We start from the raw sequence: 16,058 nt of genomic DNA, 5'->3' as shown, positions 1-16,058 counted from the left end.
GGCGCTTTCATGTCGAATGTGATGTTCTTCATCCTGCACGAGGTCGGCTCGTTGAACGCCAGCTTCCGACTGGCGAATGATCTGAAGGCGCGCGCGCATCGCGTGACTTATGTCGGCGTCGCCGATTCACGGGAGCTGGTCGAAGCGAACGGATTTGCGTTCGTCACACTGTTTCGAGAGCATTTTCCCGAGGGAAGCGTCGGAGAGCTGACCAATCAGGGCGTTCTTCGGCGAGGCCTCGCCCATCTCCTCTTTGCGCCTCGCAGACATTCTGTCTTCCGGCGCTTCGTCGATTATCTGGTCGCGGGCGGCGACGAGGAGTTTTTCTCGGCGTTGGACGAGCTGCAGCCCGATATCATTCTCTTTTCGGGCGGCCCCTACATCGAATGGCCCGCGCTGATGGCGCAGTCGCGCGGAATCAAGAGCGCCTACTTCTGCTCCACCCTCGCGCCGCGCGACGGAACCGGCCTCCCGCCGATGTCGTCCGCGATCGTCCCTCGACGCCGCGAGACGCTGTGGAGCGCCGCCCGCATCCGGGCGGCTTGGAAACGGGTCGAATGGCGACGACGGCTGCTGCTTTTCGGTCATGACCGACTGACGCGTCGCGTCGCGGCGAAATATGGACTGACGGCGTTCCGACGGAGGACGGCGTGTCCGAGGGAGCTCGCGATTCCCCTGACCGAAATCGTGCCCTTCCCCTCCTGCTTCGACTTTCCGTCGTCGCCGCTTCCCGATCAGCATTATATAGGCGCGTCGATCGGCCTCGAACGCCGCGAGGTCGAGTTTCCTTGGGGCCTGCTGGACGCCGACAAGCCGCTCGCCTATTGCGCTCTCGGAACCTATCTGTGGCGCTCTCCGGAAATATATCGGCGCTTCTATCGAGCGGTGCTCGACGCGGCCGAGGCGACGCCGCAATGGCAATGGGTGCTGGCGATCGGCGGCGCGGCCGGCCTGAACGCGCTCGGCGCGATTCCGGCGAATGCGGTCGTGGTCGCGCATGCGCCGCAGATCGCCCTGCTGCGGCGCGCGAGCGTCATGGTCAGCCATGGCGGCGCGAACACGGTCAAGGAATGCATATTTCTCGGCGTTCCCATGGTGATATTTCCCCTCGGGGGAGATCATCCCGGCATTGCCGCGCGCGCGACCTATCACGGCTTGGCGACCAATGGCGGAGAGCTCGCCGAGGTCGACGGCGCGAGAGTGAAGTCCCTCGTCGAGGCGACGATGAACAACCCTCATATCGGCGTGCAGCTCGCAATCATGCAGGCGCGCTTCGCAGAAGAAGAGGCGGAGGGACGGGGCGTGACGCTCCTCGAATCCATTTTGCGTTCGCAAGGACGCGCTTCGACAAGAGAGCGCGCGCCGACCGACATCCCTCGTGGGCGCGAGGCGCAGCGGGCGACGCCAGCCTGATCGTTCATGACCATAGAAACCCGCTTCGGCGAGACGAGCGGCACGGTTGATCATTTCGACAGCGATTCGAGCCGGAAAAGTCGAGGGAGGCGCATGGCGAACAAGCGCATACGAGAAGCGGCGCGACCTGCGCGCGGGTGGAGCCTCTGGAGTCTCTTCGCGGCGTCGAAGCGCGCCTTGGCGATTTCGGTCGTTACCGGGACGATCGCGGGCGCAAGCAGCATGTGGCTGCTCGCATTCATCACGCATGCGCTCGAAGGCGGCAAGGACGACCTGTCGGACATCGCCGTAGCGTTCTTCGCGCTGTGCTTCGTCTCCTTGGCGTCGAGCCTCGTCTCCATCATGCTGTTGTCCCGAATCGCCCAGGAGAATCTCTTCAATCTGCGTCTGTGGCTCGCGTCCCGCATTCTGGCGGCGCCTCTCCGAGAAGCGCAGATGCTGGGAGAGCATCGAATGATGGCGGCTCTGACCAGCGATGTCGACAGCGTCGTCAACGCTCAAGAGATTCTGCCGGCCTTGTTGATCGAAGGCTCCAAGGTCGTCGCCGTCTTCGCCTATCTCTGGACGCTGTCTCCGGGACTCTTTGCTTTCGTATCGGCGTTCATCGCGTCGAGCTTTCTCGCGGTTCGCGCGCCGCAGAGCTGGGGCTGGCGATGGCTCGAACGCGCGCGGTCGAGCGAAAACACGATTTTTCGGCATTTTCGCGCGGTCACGGACGGGGGCAAAGAATTGAGAATGAACGCTCGCCGCCGGCGGGCCTTTCTCGAGCAGGATCTTCGCGCCGCCGCCGGCGTGCTGAAGACGCAGCGATTGCGGGCGCAGGCGATCTTCATATTCGTCGAACGCGCGGCCGAGGCGCTCCTCTATCTGCTCATCGGCGTCATCCTGTTCCTCGTCCCTCGGTTTTATGGACTTTCGCTCGAGGCTTCGACCGGTTTCGCAGTGGCCATGCTCTATCTCGGCGGCCCGTTGTCGTTCATCGGAGGCTGGCTCCCCAAGCTCGGCCGCGGGGCCGCAGCCTTGCGCAACATCGAGGCGATGGGATTGCGGCTCACGAAAGATACGCATGATGCGGACGACGAGTCGCGCGCGCTCTCGCAGCTCCGGCCCGGCGCTCTGGAGCTCGTCGGAGTGACCTATCGATACGACAATGAAAGCGGCGACGGCGGTTGTCTGATCGGTCCCATAAGCCTTCGCATCCCACCCGGCGAAATCCTTTTCCTCACCGGCGGCAATGGAAGCGGAAAGACGACCTTGGCCCTGCTGATGCTCGGTCTCCTCGTCCCGGAGGCGGGCGAGCTGCGCCTCGGCGGACAGAAAGTCTGCGACGAGAATCGAGAGGCCTACCGACAGAACTTTTCCGCGGTCTTCGCCGACGCCTATGTCTTCGACCCGCTGCTCGGCTACGGCGAGCCGCCGGCGCAGGCTCGCGCCGAGAAAATGCTGACGCTGTTGGAGCTCGACGGCAAGCTTCGCATCGAGGAGGGGCGGTTCTCCACGACCGCGCTGTCGCGAGGCGAGCGCAAGAGGCTGGCGTTGCTGACCGCCTATGTCGAGGATCGGCCCCTCTACCTGTTCGACGAATGGGCCGCCGAGCAAGATCCACAATTCCGCGACGCTTTCTATCGACGGCTCCTGCCCGATCTCAAGGCGTGCGGCAAAACGGTCGTCGTGATCACGCATGACGACCGCTATTTTCATCTGGCCGATCATCTCATTCGCATGAGCGCCGGACAGATCGACGGCCCCTTGCCGGGCGCGCTCGAAATCCAACCTTCGTTCGGACAGAGATGCGAACATGCGTAGAATATGGAGCCTTGCGGGCTGCGTGGCCGTCATCGCGCTTGTGGCGGCGACCGCCGCCCTATACGGCCTGTTGCGTCTTCCCCTGCACAACGACAGCGGCCTCCGCTTCGTTCCGGGCTTGCACGGGGCCGTCGAGGTGGCCTTCGACGCGATCGGCGAGCCTCACATCAAGGCTCGAGATCGTGAAGACGCCTATGCCGCATTGGGTTACGCGACGGCCCGCGACCGCCTTTTCCAAATGGATCTCTTGCGCCGCAAGACAGGGGGACGGCTGGCCGAGCTGTTCGGCCAGGCGCTGGTGAAAGACGATAGCTGGAGCCGTGCGATGGGCTTCGAACGGCTGGCGGGCGAGATTTTGCGACAGCTTCCGCCCGGACAGCAGGCCGCGCTGACTTCCTATGCGGCCGGAGTCAATCAGGCGATGAAGGACGCGCCGGTCTGGCCGTGGGAGTTCGTCGTTCTCGGCTATGCGCCGGAGCCGTGGCGTCGTGAGGACAGCATATTGGTGGCGCTCGGCCTCGCGGATCTCTCCTATTCGGTGGATCAGGAGCGCACGGCGAGCGTCATGCGGGCGGCGCTTCCGCCTGCTGTCGTCGAATTCCTCACGCCCGAGAGCGACTGCTACAACGAATCCCTGGCGCCGCGCGCGCCCGATCGCTGCTTGTCGGATGCGCTTCCGCCGCGAGAGCTCGAGCTGCTGCTTCATGGACGCGAGCGAACGGAGCGCGACGCCGCGCTCATCGGCGGAACGCGCGCGCCTCGAGGCTCCAACGGCTGGGTCGTGGCGCCCGGCAGGACGCGGGACGGCCGCGCGATTCTCGCCAATGACATGCACTTGGCGCTCGGCCTGCCCAATATTTGGTATCGAGCCGATCTTTCTTATGGCCCCTTGCGAGTCGAAGGCCTCACTTTGCCCGGCTTGCCTCTGGTGATCGCAGGAACGAACGGACGCGTCGCGTGGGGGCTGACGAGCGTCGAAGGCGATTTCGCCGACCTCGTGCGATTGCGTCTCGAGGGCGTGGATGCGTCGACCTATCGAGCTCCAGACGGCGCCCGTGATTTTTCGTCCCGCATCGAGCGCATCGGCGTGCGCGGGGCGTCCGACGTCGAGCTGCGCGTCGAGGATACCATCTGGGGCCCGGTTCTGCCGGATCCGCTGCTGGGTGGAAAGGTCGCGCTCCGTTGGACGATGCTGGAGGCGAGCTCGACAAATCTCGGATTGATCGACATGGATGGGGTTTCGAATGTTAAGGAGGCGCTGCCCGTCCTGCGCAGCGCCGGCGTTCCGCCGCTCAACGGCCTGCTCGCGGACAGCTCCGGCTCGATCGCATGGACCTTCATGGGCAAGATGCCGAAAAGAAAGGGTTTCGACGGTTTGTTCGCCGAATACTGGGACGACGGACAAATCGGATGGGACGGCCATTACACGCCGCGAGAGCTGCCTACCATCATCGATCCGGCGTCCGGCTTCATCGTCAACGCCAATCAAAGAATGTTGTCGTCCGCCGATTTTGCTCCAGGCATCGGCCACGACTATTCGGGAGGCTATCGGGCGTGGCGGATCAGCCAAAGGCTACGCGAGGCGAAGCAAGTCGACGAAAAGGACATGGCCGAGCTCCAACTGGACACGGTGACGGATGTGTACGGCTATTATCGTATCGTCGCGCTACGCGCCCTGAAAGAGCAAAGCCGGGATCGGGGAGAAGAGCTCGCCGATCTGATCCGCGTCTTGGAAGATTGGGACGGGCGGGCAGAAGCGCGAAGCCTCGGCCTGCCGGTTCTCGTCGAATTTCGTAAGGCTCTGATAGAGTCACTGTTGTCACCGCTCCTTGCACGATGCCGAAAACTGGAGCCGGGTTTCGTGTATGATTGGTCCAATGTGGACGAGCCTGTTCGGACAATCCTGGAAAGCCGGCAAGCCGACCTTTGGCCAGCATTCGCTAACGGCGACAAGAACGCATTTTTGCGATCGCTCCTGACGAAGACCGCGGAGCGGCTGCGACAAAGGCACGAAGGCCGTTCATTGTCGGACATCCGCTGGGGCGATGCGAATCGTGTAGAAATGGCTCATCCGCTCGCCGCGGCGTCGCCGATTCTGGCATCGCTTCTGAACATGTCGCACGCGAAGCTCGCGGGTTGCGCGCAATGCGTGCGCTATTATTTCGCCGAGAACGGCAAGAGCTCCGGCGCAAATGCGCGCATGGTCATTTCGCCGGGGCGCGAAACGGACGGGCTGATGCAGATGGCCGCCGGCCAGTCGGGACAACTCCTGTCCGATCACTACGACGACCAGCAGTCCGATTGGGTCGCCGGCCACTCGAGCCCGTTTCGTCGAACGGACACCATAGCATCGATCAGCTTGAGGCCTTCTGCCACTCGGCCTGGAAGCCTCGCTTCGATTCACTTCTGACGCATCACGGTTGTATCCGAACGATTTCTAAAACGAAGAGAGAGTTCCCCCGGCTCTGCCGGTGTGGCGCAGGGCTCCGAATCCGGGTTAACGCGCTGAACTCGACGCCGTGTCGGCCGATCGTGACGCGATGGTCGCGACCGCCTTGGCTGTATTGCGCGAGGTAGATGCGCCCCCTTTGGGGGTCACCTTGCAGCCAAACCCGGGAATCTCACTGTCCCAAAGAAAGGTGTCACGCACGGAAGGCTCGATCCGCCCGCTTGGTGATCTTCTCCCGCATACCCGCCTCCCTTTCGGCCAGAAGCGCGTCAGCCGGGAGCGAAGGTTGTCGCCGACCGCCCTTTCTAGCAAGGAGACAGCAAGGAGGAGGAGGCAAGTCGGAGCGTATCCGGGCGTAGAGCTGCGGAAGGAGGCTCCGCAGGAGCTGGACGCTAACTCGTTTAGTTATCGTAGTCTAGCGTGATGGAGTGGATGCCCCCTCCTGACGGCATCGCGATGTGCCAAAGTGGCGATGTTTGCGCATCCCACGAATGAAGAGGGCATCCATGGAAAACGTTAGCATCATCGGCATCGACCTTGCAAAACGCTCCTTTCAGGCCCACGGCGCTCGGGCCGATGGCAGCGTGGCGTTCCATAAGAAGCTCTCGCGGGAGAAGGTTCTCGCCTTCTTGGGTGAGCAATCGCGCTGTGTCGTCGCTATGGAGGCTTGCGGAAGCGCGCATCACTGGGGGCGTGCGATCAGTGCATTGGGCCACGAGGTTCGCCTATTGCCGCCGGCCTACGTCAAACCCTTCGTCAAGCGCCAAAAGAATGATTCGGCTGACGCCGAGGCGATCTGCGAAGCAGCGATCCGACCGACCATGCGCTTTGTCGCCGTCAAGACCGAAGAGCAGCAGGGCCGCGCCATGCTTTTTCGTACTCGCGATCTTCTGGTCCGGCAGCGCACGCAGCTCATCAACGCTTTGCGTGGCCACTTGGCCGAGCACGGTGTCGTCGCCCCGCAAGGGCCTGCGAATGTGAAGATACTCGCGGACGCGGTCGAGGAGACGACAACCTCACTTCCGCTTCTGGTGGTCGAGCTGTCGCGTATTTTCCTCGGGCAAATCGAGGCGCTGGCGAACAAGATCGCCGATCTCGAGAAGGCGACGGCTCTCGAAGCCGCCCGCGGCGCGATAACCCGCCGTTTGCAGACGATGCCGGGCGTCGGGCCGATCACAGCCATGGCAATCGAGACCTTCGCGCCGTCGATGGACCACTTCAAATGCGGCCGAGATTTTTCCGCCTGGCTCGGGATCGTTCCACGGCAGCATTCGACCGGCGGCAAACAGCTTCTGGGGAGAACATCGAAGATGGGACAGCGCGACATTCGGCGCCTGCTTATCGTTGGCGCCATGGCCGTCGTGCGTGGGGCCTGCCGGAAGGGGGCGCCGGAGGGAACGTTGCTCCATCGCATGTTGGGACGCAAGCCGCGAATGCTCGTCGCGATCGCGCTCGCCAACAAGATGGCCCGTTCGATCTGGGCCATGCTGACGAAAAACGAGGATTATCGTATTCCTGTAGCTGCAACGATCTGATGTGAGAAAAACAAGCAGCACTGCAGGAATGTCAGGCGTGTGAGGAGGTCGACGAACGGTAAGGTCTAATGATCGGTCAGATCCGGGTCTGGCAAAGCAGCAAAATCCACAGAGCTTTCAGCTCGTTTGAGTGATGTGCTCCGGATCCGCGTATCTCCATACCGGCCAGCGGTCGATTTAGGCCGCATCTCGAGGCCTGATACATGACCGCACCCGATCACACGACCCGCCGTCTGAAAACTTCTTGCGCGAACGGGGGCATCCATACATGGATTTTCGTAGGCGGGAGTGGTGCCAGGGGCGTCATCACAGAATTATCATAACAGTTTGATCTTTAATAGACAATTGTCAGCGTGGAAAATACTGGGGCCAACGAAAAGGCCAACAGCCCATTTGCTGTTGAAAACTCTCACATTGCTGGTCGGTCTAGGTAGGCCGTTAGCTGACCGGCGATAGCAACCTTGTTGCCGCCCGAAGTTTGAAGGGAGGGCGGCCAGGCTTCAGAAGCTCCAAGCCGCACATCAACAGCGTCCAGCTCGGCCCTAATTCAACGACATCGCGCTACGGGCCTGACCACCTCAACTGGGCCGCGGCTATACTCGGTCTGCAACAGCCGCAGGAAGTTCAGGTGAAAAGAGCCGGGCATCCCCAGCAGAGGATGTTGTCCAGAATTTCTGCGACGTGACCGTGAGCGAATCTTTCGGTCGCGGCCAGACCCGGCGCGACGCTATCGAGTTCCTCGAGAAGTGCATTCTGGTTTCGCATCACGTTGGTGGCGCCCCGGAACGCGATGCTCACCGGGTTGGCCCTCAGTCGGCTCGCCAGGGAGCAGCCGAAGGCGAGCGCGGCGTAGTAGTTGATCGGCCAGAGATGGGCGATGACCTGCTGTTGCGGCGAGCAGAGTTCTTGCGCGAGTCCGATTCGTGCCATTCCATCCATTGTCTGCGCCGACCCGCTGCTGCACACATTGAGTACGAGGAGACGGCGACCGGCAGCAGGGACGGCTAACGATGCGATTTGTGGCATGGGAAGCAGATCGCCTGTATCCATGATGAGGCCAGTCTCATAGACGCTGTAGGGCGACTGCTGTCCGTGACCGATAACCCAGAGCGCATCGGGCTCCGGGTCTTCATAGAAGTCCTTGAAGGCCGCAGCGTCCAGTTGGCCCTCACGCACCTTCAATCTCCAACCGGCCACCTGTGCCGCGGCACGAAGGCACTCAAGTTCCGGCTCGGTTAGCTGGGTCGCGCCGGGCCACACGCTTAGGACCTCGATTGGCCTGTCGGTTGCTGCGGCTGCAAGGCTCGCCTCCAGGGCGGCAAATCGGCCTGTTCCGAGAGAGAAGAGGCTTTGGAGAGGATCGCGGTGGCCAGGCACAACCACGATGGCCCGAGGAGCGAAATCATGCGGCAGCTGCTGGGCTAGTCCGCGCAACTGGTAATGACCTTCGACGGCCTCGGCCAGGGCCCGCCCATTCTCGAAGGCGGGTATGCCTGCCCGACGCCCATCGAGGTCCACGATGCGATCCCCAGCGGGGCCCCGGAAGTAGTCCGACAGGGCGTTCGAAACGGCGACGAGCAGGGCCTCCAGGCTGCCGCTGATGTCCGCATGCGGTGCGAACCAGCGCCCATGGGGCCAGACATAAGCGACGCCATCGCCGTGGTTAGGGGATATGAAAAGGACATTTGAGTCACCTCGCTCCCAGTCGACTGAGCCGTACCATGCCCAAAGCACATCCAGAATGTCGTCGACTGATCCCACTCTCGTTAGGCAGTAGATCAGCGGCATCAGGATAGAGGCGCGAGATTCGAGGGAGATCAGGGCCTCGGCGCGCGGGGATCTTTCATGGTAGGACGCGGACAGGCGGCGGATTTCCGTGAGGATGACGGTTCGGTTCGCCGTCCAGGAAGCCAGATCGTCGGTCGCCACCGCCATTGTCTGGAAGACCTCGTGCTCCCTGAGATGTTCGCGCCGAGTCTCGAGCAGATGTCGGGCCCACTCGACGGGCGTGCGATCCGTCCATTGCGCCGCAGAGGTGAGGAAAAGCGTCTCGATCCGCGCCTTGGTCTCTGCGTTGACGAAGTCCTGCTGCATGAGTTGGAACAACGTTCTGGTCAGGGTCTCGGCTCCGGCGTGGCCTCGTGTGGTCGCCCAGTTGGCCATTGCTATCGTTGCGTCGACGCCCGCGCGGAGATCGCCATTCGCCATTGCGGTCAAGATGATGTGGATCGAGTAGTCAAAGAAATCCCGGCAGTGGTCGTCGAGGCCGCCGAATTTGCGAGCGAGCAGATAGGCGGTTTGGATCCAGTCCACCACGAATGGCAGCACGGCTTCATTGTGAGCATGCGGCGCGTCCCCATAGGGAGGCAGAGCATAGTTCGCATTGTTTACCCGTGCCGTCGGATCGTGCGCTCGGGATATTCCCCAGAGGACCCAGCCATAGCTGTCCCCGAGTTGGCCTAGCGCGAGCGTTCGCTGGGCCGGGATGACCGCGGCGATAAACCTTACGCAGTCGATGCAGCTGGCGGTTGCCTCGTCCGGCGCACGGGCAGTCTGCTCGATGATGTCGGCGCATACCGAGACCGAGAATGCGAGCATCTGGCCGTCGCTTTCTTCAATCAGCCAGTGCTGGGTTTCTACCAGAAACTCGCAGACGTCCACCCCGCGTTGTCGCCAATCAAATTCGTCATTCCACCAGGTAATCTGAGGATATGCCTCGTAAGTAAGCGGAAAGATGTCTGAGAGCTTCATTGTCGTCGAAACGCCCCTGCTTTGCTCCGTCCGACCGCCGTCCCATGGAGCCGGGGCGGCGTGAAACCTACGCAGCTACGTGATTGCTGAACGACCGGAAGTTTGCGGTAAGAAAAGCGATGGTGTGCCTCGCTGCGACATTGATGTCTCCGCGCCGCCCGCCATCGTTCACGCCTCATCGTGCGGCATTTCCTCTGACGTGGTATGGATATCTTCCCCACGTTCTTTCCGTTCATCCTCGAACGCCCGTTTCCCCTTCGCGGCCCACAGCGCTCGTGCATGATCACCGTCCTCGCTCTGGAGTTTATTGGCCATCCAGAGGAGCGCGCCGAAAATGGTAGCGCGATCGTCGCCAGTCAAGTCGACGACGCCGGCCTTGACGACGAGGCCGCCGAGTTCGATCAGATGTCGCGTGCGCTTGCGGCGCTCGATCTGCCATGTTTGCATATCATGCCGCGCCTGCGCCGCCTGATGACTGTTGCGCGCCACTCTGTTGCGCCGAAGCGCCTCCAGTGTCGCGGCCAGGCCCTGACGCAGTTCGTCGCGACCGGCCCTGAAAGTACGCGGCCCCGCGTTTCGCCCATGCCTCCCTCTTTCCGGCATCCTTGGTTTCGGCCAGCACGATCAGTGCGCCCGCCAATTCGTCGGCGCTGAGCGAGTCGGTTCCAGTCGAAATGACCAGCTCGCCAAGCTGTTGTACCTTGCGGTTTCTGAGGTCTCGCGCCTTGTGTTCGAGCGACTTCAATTCTGCGTCGAAGTCCCGCGGCTTACGCATCGTGCCCTCCACATGCTGTTGATGGAGAGATGATAGTCGAGCGGCTACCGAAATGATGTAAGGTTGCCGGGACAGTTGGGGACGGCGTGGTCCCTCCCGAGAATTTTTCGAGGGAGGGCGCGCTTATACGTCGTTCCGACGTGCGCTTCGCTGTGATGATGTTCGGATCGCGATGGCGATCTATCATCTTCACATCAAGGTCATTGGCCGCAAATGCGGCTCCAGCGCGGTGGCGTCCGCCGCCTACCGCTCGGCCTCGCGGTTGCGCGACGACCGGCTCGGACGCAGTCATGATTTCTCGGCCAAGCGCGGCGTGGTCCATTCCGAGGTGATGCTGCCGGAGAATGCGCCGGAGGCGTGGAAGGACCGCGAACAACTTTGGAACGATGTCGAGGCGCTCGAAATCAGGAAGGATGCGCAGCTTGCCCGCGAAGTCGAATTCGCCCTTCCTCGCGAGATGACGGAGCGCCAGGGCATCGAACTCGCCCGCGACTTCGTGCGGTCCGAATTCATAGACCGGGGCATGATCGCCGACCTCAATGTGCATTGGGATATGGCCGAGGACGGAATGCTGAAGCCCCACGCGCATGTCATGCTGACCATGCGCTCGGTGGACGAGAATGGCTTCGGTCCGAAGGTGCGGGAGTGGAACCGCACCGAGATGCTCGAACGCTGGCGGGAGCGTTGGGCAGAGCTTGCCAACGAGCGACTGGCCGAACTCGACGTCGACGCGCGCATCGACCATCGCAGCCTGGAAGCGCAGGGCATCGCGCTGGAGCCGCAAAGCCAGATCGGCGCGCCCGCACATCGCATCGCAGGCGAAGGCCTCGAGGTTGCCGACCGCGCGGACATGCACCGCGAGATCGCGCGCGGCAATGGCGAGCGCATCATCGCCGATCCCGCCATGGCGCTCGACGCCATCACGCATCAGCAATCGACCTTCACACGGCGCGACATGGCGATGTTCGCCCACCGGCACAGCGACGGGAGCGACCAGTTCAATGGGGTGATGGGCGCGATGCGGGAGGCGCCCGATCTCGTCCAATTGGGCAAGGATGGACGAGGCGAGGATCGCTTCACCACACGCCAGATGATCGAGACCGAGCAGCGCCTGCACCGCGCTGCCGACCTCATGGCTGCGAAGGAGCGCCACGAGATCGGTGACAGGGACCGTGAAGCGGCGCTGGCGCGCGCGGAAGCACGCGGTCTCGTCCTTTCGGGAGAGCAGGCCGACGCGCTGGCGCACGTCACGGACCGGCGCGATCTCGGCGTCGTCGTTGGCTATGCCGGAACGGGGAAGAGCGCGATGCTGGGCGTGGCGCGCGAAACGTGGGAAGCAGCGGGCTACGAGGTTCGTGGCGTGGCGCTGTCAGGCATCGCCGCCGAGAATCTCGAAAGCGGATCGGGCATCTCGTCGCGCACCATCGCCAGCCTGGAACACGGTTGGGGACAGGGCCGCGATGTGCTCACCGCGCGTGATATTCTGGTGATCGACGAGGCCGGCATGGTCGGCACGCGCCAGTTGGAGCGCGTGCTGTCCCATGCCGCCGAGGCCGGCGCCAAGGTGGTGCTGGTCGGCGATCCGCAACAGTTGCAATCCATCGAAGCCGGCGCGGCGTTCCGGTCTATCCACCAACGTCACGGTGGGGCGGAGATCGGCGAGGTGCGCCGCCAGCGGGAGGATTGGCAGCGCGACGCAACGCGCGATCTGGCGACCGGCCGAACCGCCGATGCGCTCCGTGCCTATGACAAACACGGCATGATCCGTGCCGCTGCGACACGGGAACAGGCGCGCGACGATCTGATCGACCACTGTGATCGCGACCGTCAGGCGTCGCCGGGCCGCAGCCGTATCATCCTCACCCACACCAATGCCGAGGTGCGCGCTTTGAATGAGGCGGCGCGCGGCAGGATGCGGGACGCCGGAAACCTCGGCGACGAGGTGCGCCTGGTGGTCGAACGCGGTGAGCGAAGCTTCGCGCGCGGAGATCGCGTCATGTTCCTTCAGAACGAGCGCGGCCTCGGCATCCAGAACGGCACGCTCGGCGTCATCGAACAGGTCAGCACGCAGAGCATGAGCGTGCGCACCGATGATGGCCGTTCCGTTCGTTTTGACCTGAAGGATTACGACCGCATCGACCACGGCTATGCCGCAACCATCCACAAGGCGCAGGGCATGACCGTGGACCGCGCCCATGTTCTGGCGACGCCGGGCCTGGACGCCCACGACGCCTATGTCGCGTTGTCGCGCCACCGCGACCGCATGGAGTTGCATTATGGCCATGACGACTTTACCAGCCAGGATCGGCTTCTCGGCGCCCTGTCGCGCGACCGGGCCAAGGATATGGCGTCAGATTACGAGCGGCTCGAGCCGGCGCGCGATTATGCCGAACGGCGCGGGATCACTTTCCGCGAGCGCATGGAGCGGGTCGTCGAGATCGTCAAGCAGGCGCCCGAGAAGCTGCGCGGAATGTTCGACGGCCTGCGCCTGCCCGCCGCCGGCGGACAGGGGCCGGAAAGGAGGGTGGCGGAAGACCCGGAAATGGCGCTGCGCCGCGCCCGCACCAAGGCGTTGATCCGCCATGCTCGCGCCGTGGATGCGATCTTCGAGATACAGGAGAGAGGCGGCAAGGCCAACCCGGAGCAGGTGAAGGAATTGCAGGAGGCACGCAAGGTCTTCGAGGAGGTGCGGCCCTATGGCTCGCACGATGCCGAAGCCGCCTATAAGAAGCACCCGGAACTCGCCTCGGAAGCGGCCACGGGGCGCATCGCCCGCGCCATCCGCGCCCTACAACTCGAAACCGAACTGCGCACCGATCCGCAGCGCCGCGCCGATCGCTTCGTGGAACGCTAGCGGGAGCTCGGCCAGACCAGCCAGCGCCAATATCAGGCAGCGGACATGTCCGGCTACAAGGCCACGCGATCGGCGATGGGTGACATGGCGCAGAGCCTCGAACGCGATCCGCAACTCGAGTCGATCCTTGCCGGCCGCGAGCGAGACCTCGGCATTGGGATCGAATCGGGCCGCCGACTCGGATTGGAGCTCGCCTTCAGCCACGGCATCGACCTTGGCAGAGGCCGGAACATCGGACTTTGACCCCGCCTATTTTCCGCCGCCGGCGCGCCACGCTGCGACGCCGCGCAAAACCCTCTTGCACAGCGATAAATCCTTGTCCTGTCTGGCTCGGGAGCAGTCAGACAAAGCCAGTCGAGGCAGCCGTGCGCCAACCAGACCGTATCATCCGCCTGAGAACCGTCCTCGCCCGGACCGGCCTGTCGCGGTCCACCATTTACCGCAAGATCGCCGAGGGCACCTTCCCCGCACAGATCAAGATCAGCGCCAACGGCGCGGGCTGGCATGAATCCGAAATCGACCGCTGGGTCGCCGATCCCCTTGCATGGCGGCCGGTGGAAGAGGTCGATGACGGTCGGTGAGGCCAGCGCGCTCATACAATAGTGCACGATCGGCGAGATCTTTCGTCACGGCGTTCGTTTGAATTTATCAATGCAGTCTGACCACGCCTGCATCAGTTCGATCCGCTCTTGCCAATAGCTCGCTCGGTTGTAGGCGCGCCGAATTTCGTTCTGATCTTGATGCCCGAGCGCGGCCTCGATCACGTCGGGCGGGAAACCCCGCTCGTTCAATATCGAGCTTGCCGCAGCCCGAAAGCCGTGCGCGGTCATCTCATCCTGCGTAAAGCCCATGCGCCGCAGCGCGGCGTTCATGGCGTTCTCCGACAGGGGGCGGGCATTGGAGCGGATAGAGGGGAACACGAGCGTGCTCCGGGCGACCTCTTTCACCTCGCGCAGCACATCGAGCGCTTGTCGGGAGAGCGGCACGTCATGCGGCCGGCGAACCTTTGTGCGGTCTCCGTCGATGCGCCAGATTGCCTCCTCCACGTCGATTTCTGCCCATGTGGCGCCGCGGACCTCGCCGGGGCGGGCGAACGTCAGCGCGGTGAACTGAAGAGCGCACCGGAGCGTTGGCCAGCCGTCATAGGCGTCTATGGCCACCAGAAGCGCGCCGAGATGCTTCTCGTCGGTGATTGCGGCCCGATGCTGCACCTTCGGCGCCATCAGGGCACCACGCAGCAGGAGAGTCGGATCGTCCTCGGCCCGCAGCGTGGAGACAGCGAGTCGGAAGACGGTGCCGATCACGCTTCGCAGCCGCCGCGCCGTCTCCCGGCGCCCACTGCGTTCGATCTGTTGCAGCAACGCGAGGATTTCCGCCGGGGTGATATCCGCGATTGGTCGGGCGCCGAGGTCTGGGCCGGCGAGATCGACAAGCAGCCATCGGTTCTTCGTGATGGTGGACGCGGCGGCGCCTTCATCCTCGATGCGTTGCAGATATTCCTCGGCAACGCCCCCGAAGGTGTTCGTCGCCGAGATGACGGCGGTCAGTTTCGCAGCCTTCTTGTTGGCCCCAGGATCGACTCCCGAGGCCAACAGCTTCTTCGCTTCGTCGCGCAGCCGCCGCGCCTCGACGAGGGGAACGGAGGGATAGGCGCCGTGGGAGAGCTTCTTCTGCTTACCGCTGAACCGGTATGCCTGGTTCCAGAGCCGCGCGCCGCTCGGCTTCACAAGAAGGTAGAGCCCGCCGCCATCGGAGAGCTTGTATTCCGACTCCCGGCCCTTGGCGGCGCGGCACGCTGTATCTGTCAGGGGCATTGACGCCTCCCGGCTGTTGGCCTCGGGCCAGCAGATACCAGGGCGAGGCCAACATCAAGGCCAACAAATTCATGAGATCGGGTGATATCCGAAGATGCCGATTGAGACGGCGGAAGGCGTCAAAATCTAACAAACAACAATCATATCAATGCAATACGGCGCCGACTGAGACGTCCTGAGATGCCGGGAGATTAGGGGGATGGTGCCCAGGGGCGGAATCGAACCACCGACACTGCGATTTTCAGTCGCATGCTCTACCAACTGAGCTACCTGGGCCTAGGCGCCTCGCGACGCCGAGAGCGGGCTTATAGAAAGCGCCGCCGGCCTTGTCTAGACCCCAAAAGCGTATTTCTCACAAGCTCGCGCAAAAAGGCGCGCGCCACCACCGTGGCCAGGCCGCAGCGCGCAGGCGAGACCGTGAGAGGAACGGCGCCGGCCCCTTTTCGCCCCTCATGACATCGAGAGGCGCGCGCCATTCTGGCGCGCGCGTCGACACGACGGCATTGTCCCATCGATGACGGCACTGCTTTTGCTGAACAGCAACGTAGCGTGATTATTTGTCTCGATCCGAGACGTTGTCTCGCCACAGCGCCGGCGACAGCTGTATCATTCTGCTAGTTCAAAGGTGCTACCGCGGTGCAGAGAACCGATTACGCGATCG

General features: G+C 63.1%; 9 protein-coding genes, 1 tRNA gene and 1 pseudogene. 6 read left to right on the top strand and 5 right to left on the bottom strand.

Going from position 1 to position 16,058, the window contains the following annotated elements:
* The first annotated feature begins 9 nt into the window (after positions 1-9).
* The 4 genes from GYH34_RS10670 (at position 10) to GYH34_RS10655 (ending at position 7,203) form a co-directional block, all read left to right on the top strand.
* Entirely contained in the window at positions 10-1,413 is a 1,404-nt protein-coding gene (locus tag GYH34_RS10670) for a glycosyltransferase (RefSeq protein ID WP_161913554.1), read from the top strand.
* Between the two features lie 93 nt (positions 1,414-1,506).
* Positions 1,507-3,219, top strand: a complete 1,713-nt coding sequence (locus tag GYH34_RS10665) for a cyclic peptide export ABC transporter (protein ID WP_161913553.1) — start codon at positions 1,507-1,509, stop codon at positions 3,217-3,219.
* On the top strand, positions 3,212-5,629 hold the full coding sequence (locus tag GYH34_RS10660; RefSeq protein WP_161913552.1) for a penicillin acylase family protein: 2,418 nt from the start codon (positions 3,212-3,214) through the stop codon (positions 5,627-5,629). Before GYH34_RS10665 ends, GYH34_RS10660 begins: the two co-directional genes overlap by 8 nt.
* A 545-nt stretch (positions 5,630-6,174) precedes the next feature.
* The gene (locus GYH34_RS10655) at positions 6,175-7,203 is read left to right on the top strand and encodes an IS110 family transposase (protein ID WP_161913551.1); all 1,029 of its coding nucleotides are present in this window, start codon (positions 6,175-6,177) and stop codon (positions 7,201-7,203) included.
* Between the two features lie 624 nt (positions 7,204-7,827).
* On the opposite strand, the gene GYH34_RS10650 is transcribed toward GYH34_RS10655, so the two are convergent.
* The 3 genes from GYH34_RS10650 to GYH34_RS10640 form a co-directional block, all read right to left on the bottom strand.
* Positions 7,828-9,954 carry a CHAT domain-containing protein gene (locus GYH34_RS10650; RefSeq protein WP_161913550.1) on the bottom strand — a complete coding sequence of 709 codons (2,127 nt, stop codon included), beginning with the start codon at positions 9,952-9,954 and terminating at the stop codon, positions 7,828-7,830.
* A 168-nt stretch (positions 9,955-10,122) separates the two neighbouring features.
* On the bottom strand, positions 10,123-10,401 hold the full coding sequence (locus tag GYH34_RS10645) for a conjugal transfer protein TraD (RefSeq protein ID WP_161913549.1): 279 nt from the start codon (positions 10,399-10,401) through the stop codon (positions 10,123-10,125).
* Between the two features lies 1 nt (position 10,402).
* Positions 10,403-10,729: a conjugal transfer protein TraD gene (locus tag GYH34_RS10640; protein WP_174242396.1), complete on the bottom strand. Its 327-nt coding sequence runs from the start codon at positions 10,727-10,729 to the stop codon at positions 10,403-10,405.
* 172 nt (positions 10,730-10,901) lie between these two features.
* Between GYH34_RS10640 and traA the strand changes: the two are divergent.
* Positions 10,902-13,826, top strand: a pseudogene (gene traA / locus GYH34_RS10635) (Ti-type conjugative transfer relaxase TraA).
* A 122-nt stretch (positions 13,827-13,948) separates the two neighbouring features.
* On the top strand, positions 13,949-14,164 hold the full coding sequence (locus GYH34_RS10630; RefSeq protein ID WP_161913547.1) for an AlpA family transcriptional regulator: 216 nt from the start codon (positions 13,949-13,951) through the stop codon (positions 14,162-14,164).
* 45 nt (positions 14,165-14,209) lie between these two features.
* On the opposite strand, the gene GYH34_RS10625 is transcribed toward GYH34_RS10630, so the two are convergent.
* Both GYH34_RS10625 and GYH34_RS10620 read right to left on the bottom strand, forming a co-directional pair.
* Complete coding sequence (locus GYH34_RS10625; RefSeq protein WP_161913546.1) at positions 14,210-15,397, bottom strand: integrase arm-type DNA-binding domain-containing protein; 1,188 nt, start codon at positions 15,395-15,397, stop codon at positions 14,210-14,212.
* A 200-nt stretch (positions 15,398-15,597) separates the two neighbouring features.
* Positions 15,598-15,673: transfer RNA gene (locus tag GYH34_RS10620), tRNA-Phe, on the bottom strand.
* Positions 15,674-16,058 lie beyond the last annotated feature (385 nt).

The organism is Methylosinus sp. C49, assembly GCF_009936375.1.
In the GTDB taxonomy this organism is placed as follows: domain Bacteria; phylum Pseudomonadota; class Alphaproteobacteria; order Rhizobiales; family Beijerinckiaceae; genus Methylosinus.
This window is presented reverse-complemented; position numbering and strand designations above follow the sequence as displayed.